Origin of the sequence: Pseudomonas sp. MPB26 (assembly GCF_046605355.1) — a bacterium.
Taxonomy (GTDB): Bacteria; Pseudomonadota; Gammaproteobacteria; order Pseudomonadales; family Pseudomonadaceae; genus Aquipseudomonas; species Aquipseudomonas cedrina.
In genome coordinates this window covers 1,564,693-1,578,808 of sequence record NZ_CP176793.1, presented here as the reverse complement: position 1 = coordinate 1,578,808, position 14,116 = coordinate 1,564,693, and the positions used below count along the sequence as shown (strand labels likewise).

At 59.7% G+C, this 14,116-nt stretch carries 11 protein-coding genes; 5 read left to right on the top strand and 6 right to left on the bottom strand.

Translation table 11 applies throughout. The features are described from left to right. Positions 1-96: 96 nt before the first annotated feature. Positions 97-552: a tRNA (cytidine(34)-2'-O)-methyltransferase gene (locus tag ACLH0H_RS07280; RefSeq protein ID WP_411381518.1), complete on the bottom strand. Its 456-nt coding sequence runs from the start codon at positions 550-552 to the stop codon at positions 97-99. Here ACLH0H_RS07280 and ACLH0H_RS07275 point away from each other — a divergent pair. Then, a complete protein-coding gene (locus ACLH0H_RS07275) occupies positions 551-991 on the top strand; it encodes a hypothetical protein (protein ID WP_411381517.1) in 441 nt (146 codons plus the stop codon). The genes ACLH0H_RS07280 and ACLH0H_RS07275 overlap by 2 nt on opposite strands. 366 nt (positions 992-1,357) lie before the next feature. Here the strand turns inward: ACLH0H_RS07275 and ntrC are convergent, their stop codons facing one another. The 3 genes from ntrC to ACLH0H_RS07260 all read right to left on the bottom strand — a co-directional run bounded on the left by ntrC (position 1,358) and on the right by ACLH0H_RS07260 (position 4,773). Then, positions 1,358-2,794: a nitrogen regulation protein NR(I) gene (gene ntrC / locus ACLH0H_RS07270; RefSeq protein ID WP_076951662.1), complete on the bottom strand. Its 1,437-nt coding sequence runs from the start codon at positions 2,792-2,794 to the stop codon at positions 1,358-1,360. Next, a complete protein-coding gene (gene glnL, locus ACLH0H_RS07265) occupies positions 2,791-3,876 on the bottom strand; it encodes a nitrogen regulation protein NR(II) (protein WP_056860661.1) in 1,086 nt (361 codons plus the stop codon). The genes ntrC and glnL overlap by 4 nt, the downstream gene beginning before the upstream one ends. Before the next feature lie 360 nt (positions 3,877-4,236). Then, on the bottom strand, positions 4,237-4,773 hold the full coding sequence (locus tag ACLH0H_RS07260) for a chorismate mutase (RefSeq protein ID WP_411381516.1): 537 nt from the start codon (positions 4,771-4,773) through the stop codon (positions 4,237-4,239). 427 nt (positions 4,774-5,200) lie between these two features. Between ACLH0H_RS07260 and ACLH0H_RS07255 the strand changes: the two genes are divergently transcribed. Further along, a complete protein-coding gene (locus tag ACLH0H_RS07255; RefSeq protein ID WP_307387662.1) occupies positions 5,201-5,437 on the top strand; it encodes a DUF6124 family protein in 237 nt (78 codons plus the stop codon). Positions 5,438-5,510: 73 nt separating this feature from the next. Here ACLH0H_RS07255 and glnA read toward each other — a convergent pair whose 3' ends face one another. After that, entirely contained in the window at positions 5,511-6,917 is a 1,407-nt protein-coding gene (gene glnA / locus ACLH0H_RS07250) for a type I glutamate--ammonia ligase (protein WP_012721762.1), read from the bottom strand. A 334-nt stretch (positions 6,918-7,251) separates the two neighbouring features. On the opposite strand from glnA, the gene thiI reads away from it, so the two are divergent. Together thiI and typA are read left to right on the top strand one after the other, a co-directional pair. Continuing rightward, positions 7,252-8,706 carry a tRNA uracil 4-sulfurtransferase ThiI gene (thiI, locus tag ACLH0H_RS07245; protein ID WP_411381515.1) on the top strand — a complete coding sequence of 485 codons (1,455 nt, stop codon included), beginning with the start codon at positions 7,252-7,254 and terminating at the stop codon, positions 8,704-8,706. Between the two features lie 139 nt (positions 8,707-8,845). Further along, positions 8,846-10,666 carry a translational GTPase TypA gene (typA, locus tag ACLH0H_RS07240; RefSeq protein ID WP_017478180.1) on the top strand — a complete coding sequence of 607 codons (1,821 nt, stop codon included), beginning with the start codon at positions 8,846-8,848 and terminating at the stop codon, positions 10,664-10,666. Positions 10,667-10,844: 178 nt separating this feature from the next. Here typA and ACLH0H_RS07235 read toward each other — a convergent pair whose 3' ends face one another. Next, entirely contained in the window at positions 10,845-11,279 is a 435-nt protein-coding gene (locus tag ACLH0H_RS07235; RefSeq protein ID WP_068935359.1) for a YkgJ family cysteine cluster protein, read from the bottom strand. Positions 11,280-11,508: 229 nt separating this feature from the next. On the opposite strand from ACLH0H_RS07235, the gene ACLH0H_RS07230 reads away from it, so the two are divergent. Next, positions 11,509-13,959: a glycogen/starch/alpha-glucan phosphorylase gene (locus ACLH0H_RS07230; RefSeq protein ID WP_411381514.1), complete on the top strand. Its 2,451-nt coding sequence runs from the start codon at positions 11,509-11,511 to the stop codon at positions 13,957-13,959. The last annotated feature ends 157 nt before the right edge of the window (positions 13,960-14,116 follow it).

Below are 14,116 nucleotides of genomic sequence, written 5' to 3'. Positions count from 1 at the left end.
CGGGCTTGCTCGCGAATGCGGACTGTCAGTCAACTGATTTGGCGACTGATCCACCGTATTCGCGAGCAAGCCCGCTCCCACATTTGTTATGCGGTGTTATTTAAAACCGAGTTGGCGCCAGCCTTCATAGACGGCAACGGCTACGGTGTTCGATAAGTTCAAACTGCGGCAACCCTCGCGCATCGGCAGGCGCAGGCGATGAGCGTCAGGCAGTGCATCAAGCACCTCGGCCGGCAAACCGCGACTTTCCGGGCCAAACAGAAACGCGTCGCCCTCGGCAAAGCTGGCATCATGGAACGGCCGCGAACCCTTGGTGGTGAATGCGAACAAGCGTGGGTGCCCCAGGCTTTCCAGGCAGCTGGCCAAATCGGCATGGCGCTTGAGCGTGGCGTACTCGTGGTAGTCCAGCCCGGCACGGCGCAGGCGCTTGTCGTCCATGTCGAAGCCCAGGGGCTCGATCAAATGCAGGTGGCAGCCACTGTTGGCGCACAGCCTGATAACGTTGCCGGTGTTCGGCGGAATTTCTGGTTGAAAAAGGATGACGTGAAACATGCACGGCTCCGAAGGCAAAGATGCGCTGCATTCTACCCCTGAAGAAGACCCGAGGCCGAAGCTATTGCCGAGGGTCATGGGTTCATTGGCGATTGTCGGCCTCATGGTCGGCCTGATGATCGGCCGCCTGACCACCCCCGACCCGGTCGAGCTGCAACAGGTCGAAACCGCAGCGGACGGCGTGGTGGTGTGGTTCAACAGCGAGCCCAAGCTGCACGGCGAGCACATCGACGGCACCGTGGCGCTGCTGTTCGACGCGCAAGGCCAGGCTGCCAGTGGGCAACTCAAGGTCAATGGAAAGGATGTGAACTGGCGTGTGCGCAAGACCGATGCGGGCCTGTTGCTGAACCTGGTGGCGGCTCGGCCCTTGCGAGGGGTGTGGAGTGGTGAGGCGGTCGATGACCGCTGGCGGTTGGAGATCCATCTCCAGGAGCAATAAAAGAGGGAGTTCCCGGCCTGCCTGTACCAGGGCTCCCAAAACGGGGTGAAGCCTTAAGGCTTCGGTGTTAAAGAGGGGATTCTCGGCCTGCCTGTACCAAGGTCCCCGAAACTGGGTTGTACTGGGGTTATTGCAGGGTGCGTGCCAGAGTTGTTGGATCGTCCCAAAAGAATCTTGCAGAAAGCACAAAGCCCCGGAATACGGGGCTTTGGTGGTTTTGGCTTTAAGATTTTTCTTGGCGAAGCTCAGGTTTCAGGACTTGGACCCGTGCCCAATGCCGGTTCATGGTGCATTGAAGCGGTGCACGGCCCCGAAATTATGTGGAGATCCAAATGTGGATCTTCGGTGGATCAGGAAAATTGGGAATCAGCCCTCATCCCCCTCATCATCATCCCCACCGTCCACCTTCATCCCCAGTTCCTTGATCTTGCGCGTCAGGGTATTGCGGCCCCAACCCAGCAGCACGGCGGCATCGCGACGACGGCCAGCGGTGTGCTTCAGGGCCGTCTCGATCATGATCCGCTCAAACGCCGGCACGGCACTGTCCAAAAGGCTCGACTGGCCGCGTGCCAGGGCCTGGTCAGCCCATTGGCGCAGCGCCTGCTCCCAGTTGGTCACCGGTGCGGAGTCCTGTGGCAGGCTCAGCAGCTCCGGCGGCAGGTCGCTGATGTGCACTTCGCGCCCGGACGCCATCACGGTGATCCAGCGGCAGGTGTTCTCCAGTTGGCGCACGTTACCCGGCCACGGCAGGTTCTTGAGGTATTCCTCGGTTTCACTCTTGAGCAGCTTCGGCTCCACGGCCAGCTCCAGGGCGGCGCGGCTGAGGAAGTGGCGGGCGAGGGTCGGGATGTCTTCGCGGCGGTCCGACATACGCGGAATGTGGATGCGGATCACGTTGAGACGGTGGAACAAGTCCTCACGGAACTTGCCCGCGTGCACCAGGGTTTCCAGGTTCTGGTGGGTCGCCGCGATGATGCGCACATCGACCTTGACCGGCGTATGCCCGCCAACGCGGTAGAACTCGCCGTCCGCCAGCACCCGCAGCAGGCGGGTCTGGGTGTCGGCCGGCATGTCGCCGATTTCATCGAGGAACAGCGTACCGCCGTCGGCCTGCTCAAAGCGCCCGCGACGCAGGTTGGCCGCGCCGGTGAACGCGCCTTTTTCATGGCCGAACAGCTCGGACTCCATCAGGTCCTTGGGAATGGCCGCCATGTTCAGCGCAATGAACGGCGAAGCCGCCCGTGGGCTGTGACGGTGCAGGGCGTGAGCGACCAGTTCTTTACCGGTGCCCGACTCGCCGTTGATCAGCACGGTGATGTTGGAATGGCTCAAACGCCCGATGGCGCGAAACACTTCTTGCATCGCCGGCGCTTCGCCGATGATTTCCGGGGTGCGGGTCAGGGCGGGCGGGGCTTGCTGGTTCTGCTGTTCCTGGGCGTGCTGGTTGGCGCGCTTGACCAGCGCCACCGCCTCGTCCACGTCGAACGGCTTGGGCAGGTACTCAAAGGCCCCGCCCTGATAGGACGCGACAGCGCTGTCCAGGTCCGAGTGCGCGGTCATGATGATCACCGGCAGGCGCGGGTGCTGCTCGCGAATCCGCGCCAAAAGGTCGAGGCCGCTGGCGCCGGGCATGCGGATGTCGGAGATGATCACGTCGGGCTGCTGGCGCGCCAGGCGGCTCATCACCCCGTCGGCGCTGTCGAAGCTCTGGGTGGTCATGCCTTCCTGTTGCAAGGCTTTCTCCAGGACCCAGCGGATAGAACGGTCGTCGTCAACGATCCAGACAGTTTCACTACGGCTCATGTCGAGGGGGCTCCTTGTTCCAATGGCAGGAAGATCGAGAACGTGGTGTGGCCGGGATGGCTCTCACATTCGATCAGGCCCTGATGCTGGCTGATGATGTTCTGGGTAATGGCCAGGCCCAGCCCGGTACCGTCCGGGCGGCCGCTGACCATGGGAAAGAAAATGGTTTCCTGCAGTTCCGCAGGAATGCCCGGGCCGTTGTCGATGATCTCGACCTTGGTCACCAGGCGATGGCGCACATGGCCGATGGTGAACTGGCGCAGGGCGCGGGTACGCAGGCTGATGCGGCCCAGGCGCAGCTCGTTCTGGCTGCTGATGGCCTGCATGGCGTTGCGCACGATATTGAGCACCGCCTGGATCATCTGCTCGCGGTCGATCAATACGTCTGGAATGCTCGGGTCGTAATCGCGCACCAGGGTGATGCAACCCTGGCTTTCAGCCTCGACCAGTTGGCAAACACGCTCGAGCACTTCGTGAACGTTGGTCATCGCCAGGGACGGCAGCTTGTTGGAACCGAGCATGCGGTCCACCAAGTTACGCAGGCGGTCGGCCTCTTCGATGATGACGTTGGTGTAGTCCTTGAGGTGCTCTTCCGGTAGCTCGCGGGCCAGCAACTGCGCGGCGCCGCGAATACCGCCCAGCGGGTTCTTGATCTCGTGGGCCAGGCCGCGCACCAGCATCTTGCTGGTTTCCTGCTTGGACAGCTGCGCTTCCTCTTTGGTGATGCGCAGCAGGCGGTCGCGGGGGTGCACTTCGAGCAACAGCAAGGTCGCACCATTGCTCAGGATCGGGGTCACGGCGTAATCGACGGTCAACGTTTGGCCGGTCAGCGCGGTAAGCATCGCTTCGCGCTTGGTGAACGGGTGGGCCTGCTCCACCGCCTGGCGCAAGGAGCTCAAGGCCTCGGCCGACTCGGTGAACAATTCGCTGATGAACTGCCCATGGCTGCGCTGGCCACTGATGGCCAGCAGCATCTCCGCCGCCGGGTTCATGTACTCAAGACGCAGGTCGTCATTGAGCAGAATGGTCGCGGTGGTCAGGTTGTCGAGTAGCAAACGGTGCAGTGCATCGCTGATGGTCATCAGGACCTCTTTTGGAGCAAGGCGCGGGCTTGAGGCACACGCTGATACAAGGAAAATGCAAAAACCAAACCAAGGCTCCGAAAAGAAGCGCAAAGGCGCTGAAATAGGGGTTTCAAGCGCGAAACTGTGGCGTTCTGCCAGCCTTGGCGGGAAGTTTCGAACCAAAATGGTGTGAGTCGGTGGGAAGGGTGCAGAGGGTTGCACCAATATAGTGCTGTTTTGTGAAGGTTGTTCAGGAAGATAAGCAATTCAAATGTGTGGGCTTGCTTCGCGAAAGCGGTCTGTCAGTGGTTGGTGTATGACTGGCACACCGCTTTCGCGAGCAAGCCCGCTCCCACATGTTTGATTGGGTTTGCAGCTTTAGCTCTTGTAAATGCACAGCTCGGCCGTGGCGCGAATCATCGCCAGCTGGCGCAACGGGTCATTCAGCGGTTCATGCACCGCTTCGGCCAGCCACTTGGGGCACTGCGGGTCGGTGCGCTGCGGGGTGAAGTCCGCCAGTTGCTGCAGCAGGCTTTTTTGCAGTTGGTCCAATTGCGGACGAATCTGCTTCACCAGGTCCGGGCGCGAGTCATCAGGCGCCTTGCCTTGGAACTGCCAGTCGGACAGGTGGGTGTACTGCACCAGTTTGTTCGCCTCAATCTGGGCCGAAAAAAACTGCTCGGCGGCGGCGGGGTCCAGTTTGTAGCTCGGTGCCTGGGCGATAACGCTGGCGATTACCTCCTGCTCGCGCTTCTTGTCCTCTACGGGCTTGTGGCTGTCCCATTTGCTCAGGGCGACCTGGTCGGCGATCTCCAGGCGTTCGGCGATGCTGTTGAGCAGAGGCTCAAGGGTGGGCGGCGCAGCGCTCGCACTGGCGCTGAAAAATAACAAAGCGAACGCAAGTCGATGTTTCAAAGCGGATCTCCTGTGGGAGCTGGCTTGCCTGCGATGCAGGCAACTCGGTACATCAGGTATACCCAGCTGATGCCATCGCAGGCAAGCCAGCTCCCACATTTTTGATTGGGTTTGCAGATTGGGCAGTGTGTCAGTCAGAGGCTACCTTAACTTGCGTGCTTGCCTACAGGTGCGCCAGAATCCGCCGGCTTGTACGGCTGGCTTGTCGTCTCTAAGGTTGCTCGGTTGCTGCTCATCAGCGATCAGGTTTAGTAGCCTGAGGGTCAAGTTAAGCGTGTACCGCACCGTTCTTTATGGCGGCTGTGTGCAGGGCATCTTTGGATGCGCCGGTTTTTGCTTAACTTCCCCGGTCTACTAACCTGCGCACAGCTGCCACCTAATCGTTTAGTAGCGAGTCGATGGCGGCCTCATTCGAGGAAGTTAAGACATGTTCAAGCCAACCCCAAATCCACCCCCATCCGTCTTCACCATCGCCGCCGATATCGACGACGAAGCCCTGATGATCAACAGCTTCGAAACCTTCTCTTCGGTCAGCACCTTGTTGCTGGACCTGTCCGAAGACCTGGACGGCAAGCACCGCGATGTCGCGCTGGCCATTCACCAATTGAGTGCCATGGGCACGTTGATGGTCAGTCGTATGCTCGACCGCCAAGCAGCCACCTGACAATCCCCAGGCAAAAAAAGACCTCCCGAGGGAGGTCTTTTCGCATCACGCCACCTTAAGCGGCGCTACCGGATCAGCAGCTGTAGTACAGCTCGTATTCCAGTGGGTGCACGAAGGTGCGCACTTTGATTTCTTCTGCACTTTTGAGCTCGATGTAAGCGTCGATGAAGTCGTCGCTGAACACGCCGCCTTTGGTCAGGAACGCACGGCCCTTGTCCAGCTCTTCCAAGGCTTCTTTCAGGCTGCCGCACACTTGTGGGATCTCTTTGGCCTCTTCAGGCGGCAGGTCGTACAAGTTTTTGTCGGCGGCGTCGCCTGGGTGGATCTTGTTTTGGATGCCGTCCAGGCCGGCCATGACCAGGGCAGCGAAGGCCAGGTACGGGTTGGCAGCCGGGTCCGGGAAGCGCGCTTCGATACGGCGAGCGCGCGGGCTCGACACGTAAGGAATACGGATCGAGGCAGAGCGGTTGCGCGCCGAGTAGGCCAGCATTACCGGAGCTTCGAAACCTGGGACCAGACGCTTGTAGGAGTTGGTCGACGGGTTGGTGAAACCGTTCAGGGCCTTACCATGCTTGATGATGCCGCCGATGAAGTACAGGGCGGTGTCCGACAGGCCGGCATAACCTTCGCCAGCGAAGGTGTTCTTGCCATCTTTGGCGATGGACAGGTGAACGTGCATGCCCGAACCGTTATCGCCGTACAGTGGCTTGGGCATGAAGGTCGCGGTACGGCCGTAGGCAACGGCAGTGTTGTGTACGCAGTACTTCAGGGTCTGGACTTCGTCAGCCTTGGCCACCAGGGTGTTGAACTTCACACCGATTTCGTTCTGGCCGGCAGTCGCCACTTCGTGGTGGTGCACTTCGATGACCAGGCCCATGTCTTCCATGGCGTTGCACATGGAGGTACGGATTTCGTGGTCGTGGTCGAACGGTGGAACCGGGAAGTAGCCGCCTTTGATGCCTGGACGGTGGCCATGGTTGCCGCCTTCCACGTCCTGGTCGGACATCCACGAGCCTTGCTCAGAGTAGATCTTGAACATCGAGCCGGAAATGTCGGACTTGAACTTGACCTGGTCAAAGATGAAGAACTCTGGCTCCGGGCCTACGAATACGGTGTCGCCGATACCGGTCGACTTCAGGTATTCCTCGGCACGCTTGGCGATTGCACGTGGGTCGCGGTCGTAGCCTTGCATGGTCGACGGCTCGATGACGTCGCACACCAGGATCAGGGTCGGCTCTTCGGTGAACGGGTCCAGCACGGCAGTGCTGTCGTCCGGCATCAGGATCATGTCGGAAGCTTCGATGCCTTTCCAGCCGGCAATGGAGGAACCGTCGAACATTTTGCCTTCTTCGAAGAACGCATCATCCAGCGCATCGCGAGCCGGCATGGTCACGTGGTGCTGAGTGCCTTTGGTGTCCGTGAAGCGCAGATCAATCCATTTGACGTCATGATCTTTGATGAGTTGAACCGACTTCGACATAGTGTCCTCCGGGTGGCTTCGGGCTGGGGTAGTGGAGTTAGCCCTTAGAATGTGGGTGATGCCGGCGCGGATAGTCCGCCATGGCAACCTGCCTCACAAGAGAGCAAATTGCATGCCAGTGCGCCAACATGGGTTTTGTGCTCCAAAAGCGACCCTATAAAGGTGCATTGCGACAAAAGCCAGAAAATAGCGCACTGCAATGTGGCGCGACTACCTGCGAACGCACCGCTTTAGTGCGCGGTGGTTGCTGTGCATATTAACTGGTTAAACCTTGAGCGATTTCCGCTATAATCCGCGCCCCCCTTTTTCAGCAGGCCCGGCACGCGCTGTTTCCATGAAATTAATCGTTAAAGTCTTCCCCGAGATCACCATCAAGAGCCGACCGGTACGGATGCGTTTCATCCGTCAGTTGGCCAAGAACATCCGTGCCGTGCTCCGCGATCTGGACCCGGCTGTGGTGGTGAATGGCGTGTGGGACAACCTCGAGCTGGAAACCCGCCTGACCGACGCCAAAGCCTTGAAGGACATGACCGAGCGCCTGAGCTGCATGCCGGGCATCGCGCATTTCCTGCAAGTAGACGAGTACCCGCTGGGTGACTTCGACGACATCACCGAAAAGTGTAAACAGCACTTCGGTAATGAGCTGGAAGGCAAGATTTTTTCGGTGCGTTGCAAGCGCGCCGGCAAGCACCCGTTCAGCTCCATGGATGTGGAGAAATACGTCGGCAGCAAGCTGCGGCGCGAGTGCGGCGCCGTCGGAATTTCCCTGAAAGCACCGCAAATTGAAGTGCGCATGGAAATTCGCGACCAACGGTTGTTTGTGATCCACAGCCAGCACAACAGCATCGGCGGCTACCCGCTGGGCGCCCTGGAACAGACCCTGGTATTGATGTCCGGCGGTTTCGATTCCACGGTCGCGGCCTACCAGATCATGCGGCGCGGCCTGATGAGCCACTTCTGTTTCTTTAACCTGGGCGGGCGTGCACACGAATTGGGCGTGATGGAAGTGGCGCACTTTATCTGGAAGAAGTACGGCAGCTCCCAACGCGTGCTATTTGTAAGCGTACCGTTCGAAGAAGTGCTGGGCGAAATTCTCGGCAAAGTCGATAACAGTCATATGGGCGTGGTTTTGAAGCGTATGATGTTGCGCGCCGCATCCCGGATCGCCGACCAGCTGCAGATCGACGCGCTGGTGACCGGTGAAGCGATCTCCCAGGTCTCGAGCCAGACGCTGCCTAACCTGTCGCTGATCGACTGCGTGACCGAGAAACTGGTGCTGCGCCCACTGATCGCCAGCCACAAACAGGACATTATCGACCTGGCAGAAGAAATCGGCACCGCCGACTTTGCCAAGCATATGCCTGAGTACTGCGGGGTCATCTCGGTGAACCCCAAGACCCACGCCAAGCGCAACCGCGTGGAGTACGAAGAACAACAGTTCGACATGGCGGTTCTGGAGCGTGCGCTCGAGAACGCCAAACTGGTCCCGATCGATCGCGTCATCGACGAGCTGGGCCAGGATGTGCAGATCGAAGAAGTCAGCGAAGCCCTGGCCGGCCAGATCATCATCGACATCCGTCACCCGGATGCCGCTGAAGACGAGCCGCTGGAAATTCCTGGCATCGACGTACAAACGCTGCCGTTCTATGCATTGAACGCGCGTTTCAAGGAACTGGATGACAGCCGTCAGTACCTGCTGTATTGCGACAAAGGCGTGATGAGTCGCCTGCATGCCCACCATTTGCTCAGTGAGGGGCATGCCAATGTGCGCGTTTATCGACCGAGCTAAGAGCCCGGGGCTGTTTGCCTGTGGCCTGCGTCACCGGCCCCCCGACTCTGCCGTCAAGCTGTAACGGCAAGGCCTGACTCTACTGTAAATCGCTGCCACGACCTGTCAGCACACCGAATCCTCTGATCGAGATACACAAGTGATCGAAAATCTACGTAACATCGCCATCATTGCTCACGTTGACCATGGTAAAACCACCCTGGTAGACAAACTCCTGCGTCAATCCGGCACCCTGGAGCGCAACGAGCTCAACGACGAGCGCGTGATGGACTCCAACGACCAGGAAAAAGAGCGCGGTATTACCATCCTGGCAAAAAACACCGCAATCAACTGGAACGGCTACCACATCAACATCGTGGACACCCCGGGCCACGCCGACTTCGGCGGCGAAGTAGAACGCGTAATGTCGATGGTCGACTCCGTTCTGCTGCTGGTTGACGCTCAAGACGGCCCTATGCCGCAAACCCGTTTCGTGACCAAGAAGGCTTTCGAAGCCGGCCTGCGTCCGATCGTGTGCATCAACAAGGTTGACCGTCCAGGCGCGCGTCCGGACTGGGTTCTGGACCAGATCTTCGACCTGTTCGACAACCTCGGCGCCACCGAAGAACAACTGGACTTCCAGGTGATCTACGCCTCGGCCCTGAACGGCATTGCCGGTCTGGAACACACCGCCATGGCCGAAGACATGACCCCGCTGTACCAGGCGATCGTTGACCACGTTCCACCTCCGAAGGTTGACCGTGAAGGCCCGTTCCAGATGCAAATCTCGGCACTGGACTACAACAGCTTCCTGGGTGTTATCGGCGTTGGCCGTATTGCTCGCGGCAGCGTCAAGCCGAACACCCCGGTTGTCGCCATTGGCGCCGACGGCAAGAAGCGCAACGGTCGTATCCTGAAGCTGATGGGTCACCACGGTCTGCACCGCATCGACGTTGAAGAAGCTTTTGCCGGCGACATCGTGTGCGTGAGCGGTATGGACTCGCTGTTCATCTCCGACACCCTGTGCCAGCCGGACACCGTCGAGGCGATGAAGCCTCTGACCGTCGACGAGCCAACCGTTTCCATGACCTTCCAGGTAAACGACTCGCCGTTCTGCGGTAAGGAAGGCAAGTTCGTGACCTCCCGTAACATCAAGGAGCGTCTGGACAAAGAGCTGCTTTACAACGTTGCCCTGCGCGTTGAAGAAGGCGACTCGGCCGACAAGTTCAAGGTTTCCGGCCGTGGTGAGCTGCACCTCTCGGTACTGATCGAAACCATGCGTCGCGAAGGCTTCGAAATGGGTGTGGGTCGTCCTGAAGTGATCATCCGTCAGGTTGACGGCGTGAAGCAGGAACCGTTCGAAAACGTCACCATCGACACCCCTGAAGAATCCCAGGGCAAGGTCATGGAAGAGATGGGCCTGCGTAAAGGCGACCTGACCAACATGGTGCCGGATGGCAAGGGCCGTGTGCGTCTGGAATACAACATCCCTGCGCGTGGTCTGATCGGTTTCCGTAACCAGTTCCTGACCCTGACCAACGGTGCTGGCATCCTGACCTCGATCTTCGATCGCTACGACACCATGAAGTCCGGCGACATGTCCGGCCGTCAGAACGGTGTTCTGGTCTCGGTAGAAACCGGCAAGGCGCTGACCTACTCCCTGGAAACCCTCCAGGCGCGTGGCAAGCTGTTCGTTGAGCACGGTCAAGAGATCTACAACGGTCAGATCGTTGGCTTGAACAGCCGTGACAACGACATGGGCGTCAACCCAACCAAAGGCAAGAAGCTCGACAACATGCGTGCTTCGGGCAAAGACGAAACCATCGCTCTGGTCCCACCTGTTCGCTTCACCCTGGAACAGGCCCTGGAATTCATCCAGGACGACGAACTGTGCGAAGTTACGCCTAAGTCGATCCGCCTGCGTAAGAAGATCCTGGACGAAGGCGAGCGTACCCGCGCTGCCAAGAAAGCCAAGAACTGAGTTAACTCAGGCTGAATGAAAAACGCCCCCGGTCGAAAGGCCGGGGGCGTTTTTTTATGCCTGATCGTTCCCACGCTACGCGTGGGAATGCCTCTTGGGACGCTCCGCGTCCCGCTTTCAGGGGCGGACGCAGAGCGCCCAGGGCTGCATTCCCACGCGGAGCGTGGGAATGATCGGATCAGAACTTATCGAGCGTCTTTAACTTGGTCTCGCGCACCACTTCCTTGGGCTTATACGCACAATACCCCGGCCGCGGCCCGATCTTCGGATGATTGCGGCAAGTATCCGGGCGCTTGTCGTAAATGGTGCAGAAGCGCGTCTTGCGATCCAGGTACAAGCAATCGTTGTTGCTCATGCGCTGCAGGGTAAAAATTTCGGACTTGGAATTGAAGCGCTCGACGATGCCTTCCTTCTGCAAGCGCTTGGCGATGTTCTTCGGCGGGTCGCCGCGCTCGAACTCGTCAACGATGCCAATGCGGATCAGGTCCTTGATCTTCACTTCGACCGGCAGCGTGCAGCAGCTGGACACGCAGCCGCCGCACATGTGGGCGGAATATTTCTGCCAGGTCTCGAGACGGTCGAGTTCCGCGGCGGCGATCAATTGAGGCTTCATCGGGGTTCCAAAAGGTGGGGCTGTATCCGGGCGCGCGATCATACCGGGATTGGTGATTTTTTGAACAATATTTTCAAGATTTTATCTTTGCTCGAAGATCGGGCACGACCCCTGCATCTAATCCTTTCAACAGTGAATGAGTTAAAAAACTGACGAACCAGCGCCTACGCCGTGTGTCAGAGCGTCTAGGCTCTAGCAACTCCTTCTATCTCGCCCGAGGTCGCATTTGATGTCTCAGGAACCACTTGCACGAGAAGCAGAGGTAGCCGCGTTCCGCGATGCCGTCTTGACCAAGCTCACCTATGCGGTGGGCAAGGACCCGGATCACGCCTTCGACCATGACTGGTTCGAAGCCATAGCCTTGGCCGCCCGCGACCAGATGGTCGACCACTGGATGGACCATACGCGGCGTATTTACCGCAAAGGCCAGAAACGGGTCTATTACCTTTCCCTGGAATTCCTCATCGGCCGCCTGCTCTATGACAGCCTGAGCAATCTCGGCGTGCTCGAGATCGCACGCGACGCGCTGTCCGAGTTGGGCGTGGACCTTGAGCGCATCCGTCTGCTGGAACCCGATGCGGCGCTTGGCAACGGTGGCCTGGGGCGCTTGGCTGCCTGCTTTATGGAAAGCATGTCGACACTGGGCATTGCCGGCCACGGCTACGGCATTCGCTATGAACATGGCTTGTTCCGCCAGGCAATTGTCGATGGCTGGCAACAGGAGCAGACCGAACGCTGGCTGGATTTCGGCAACCCGTGGGAATTCGAGCGGGCCGAAGTGATTTACCCGATCGGTTTTGGCGGCAGCGTCGAAACCCTGCCGGACGCTTCCGGCAAGCTGATCCAGGTGTGGACGCCCAGCGAAACGGTACGTGCCGTTGCCTACGACACCCCGGTGGTCGGCTGGCGCGGCGCCAGCGTCAATACCTTGCGCCTGTGGCGCGCACGGGCGGTCGAAGACCTGCACCTGGAACGCTTCAACGCCGGTGATCACCTGGGCGCCGTCGCCGAAGTGGCGCGCGCCGAGAGCATCTCGCGCGTGCTGTACCCGGCTGACAGCACGGAAGCGGGGCAGGAACTGCGCCTGCGCCAGGAATACTTCTTTGTCGCGGCCTCGTTGCAAGACCTGCTGCGCCGCCACAAGAACATGCACGGCTCGGTGCTGAGCCTGGGCGAACACGCGGCGATCCAGCTCAACGACACCCACCCGTCCATCGCGGTGGCCGAGCTGATGCGTCAATTGGTTGACCTGCACGACATCCCGTGGGAAGCCGCATGGGACGTCACCGTCGAAACGCTTTCCTACACCAACCACACCCTGCTGCCCGAAGCCCTGGAAACCTGGCCGGTCGGGCTGATGGAGCGCATGCTGCCGCGCCACATGCAGATCATTTACCTGATCAACGCCCAGCACATCGACTCGCTGCGCGCCAAAGGCGTGCACGATTTCGACGTACTGCGCGCGGTATCGCTGATCGAAGAAGACAACGGCCGTCGCGTGCGCATGGGCAACCTGGCGTTCCTCGGTTCCCACAGCGTCAACGGCGTGTCCGGCCTGCACACCCAGCTGATGCGCAGCACGGTGTTCTCCGAACTGCACAAGCTGTACCCGGAGCGCATCAACAACAAAACCAACGGCATCACCTTCCGTCGCTGGTTGTACCAGGCCAACCCCAAGCTCACCTCGATGCTGGTGGAGGCATTGGGCCCGGACATCCTCGACACCATGGAAACCCGCCTGGGCGAGCTGGAAACCTTTGCCGAGAAGCAGACGTTCCGCAAAGCCTTCGCCGATCAGCGCCTGCACAGCAAGCGCGCGCTGGCCGAGATCATCCATGAGCGCCTGGGCATTTCGGTGAACCCGGCGGCGATGTTCGACGTACAGGTCAAGCGGATCCACGAATACAAGCGCCAGTTGCTCAACCTGTTGCACACCGTGGCGCTGTACCAGGCGATCCGTGCCGAACCCGAGGTCGACTGGGTGCCGCGCGTGAAGATCTTCGCCGGCAAGGCGGCGGCGAGTTATCACCAGGCCAAGCTGATCATCAAGCTGACCAACGACATCGCACGCACCGTCAACAACGACCCGACCGTGCGTGGCTTGCTCAAGGTGGTGTTCCTGCCCAACTACAACGTCAGCCTGGCGGAAAGCATCATTCCGGCGGCGGATTTGTCAGAGCAGATTTCCACCGCCGGCTTTGAAGCGTCGGGCACCAGCAACATGAAATTCGGCCTCAACGGCGCGCTGACCATCGGCACCATGGACGGCGCCAACGTGGAAATGCACGAGCGTGTCGGCGCCGAGCACATGTTTATCTTCGGTCTCAGCGCGCAGCAGGTGGAAGCCCGCAAACAGGCCGGTGAATTCAGCGCCGGGCCTGATATCGCGGCGTCGCATCGACTCAACGATGTGCTGCAAGCGATCCGTGGCGGGGTGTTCTCGCCGGATGATCCAGGGCGCTACGTGGGCTTGATCGACGGGCTGATCGACTACGACCGGTTTCTGGTGTGTGCCGACTTCGATTCGTACTGGGACGCCCAGGCCAAGGTCGAAGCGCATTGGCATGACTCCAAGGCCTGGTGGCGCTCGGCGGTGCTGAATACGGCGCGGATGGGCTGGTTCAGCTCGGATCGGACAATCCGCGAATACGCCACCGAAATCTGGAAAGCTCTCGACTAAACACCGCAATGCCCCCTGTGGGAGGGGGCTTGCTCGCGAATGCGATATGTCAGTTAACAAATATGTCGACTGGCACACCGCATTCGCGAGCAAGCCCGCTCCCACATTAGTTGCGCGTCGATATACTAGGCCCCGGTTTGCCCGCCTCGGGCTGCTC

Coding starts and splice junctions, on each gene's coding strand:
- ACLH0H_RS07280 (WP_411381518.1), bottom strand. CDS start 552: ATGTTTCACGTCATCCTTTTTCAACCAGAAATTCCGCCGAACACCGGC.
- glnL (WP_056860661.1), bottom strand. CDS start 3,876: ATGACCATCAGCGATGCACTGCACCGTTTGCTACTCGACAACCTGACC.
- ACLH0H_RS07275 (WP_411381517.1), top strand. CDS start 551: ATGCACGGCTCCGAAGGCAAAGATGCGCTGCATTCTACCCCTGAAGAA.
- ACLH0H_RS07230 (WP_411381514.1), top strand. CDS start 11,509: ATGTCTCAGGAACCACTTGCACGAGAAGCAGAGGTAGCCGCGTTCCGC.
- ACLH0H_RS07255 (WP_307387662.1), top strand. CDS start 5,201: ATGTTCAAGCCAACCCCAAATCCACCCCCATCCGTCTTCACCATCGCC.
- thiI (WP_411381515.1), top strand. CDS start 7,252: ATGAAATTAATCGTTAAAGTCTTCCCCGAGATCACCATCAAGAGCCGA.
- ACLH0H_RS07235 (WP_068935359.1), bottom strand. CDS start 11,279: ATGAAGCCTCAATTGATCGCCGCCGCGGAACTCGACCGTCTCGAGACC.
- ntrC (WP_076951662.1), bottom strand. CDS start 2,794: ATGAGCCGTAGTGAAACTGTCTGGATCGTTGACGACGACCGTTCTATC.
- glnA (WP_012721762.1), bottom strand. CDS start 6,917: ATGTCGAAGTCGGTTCAACTCATCAAAGATCATGACGTCAAATGGATT.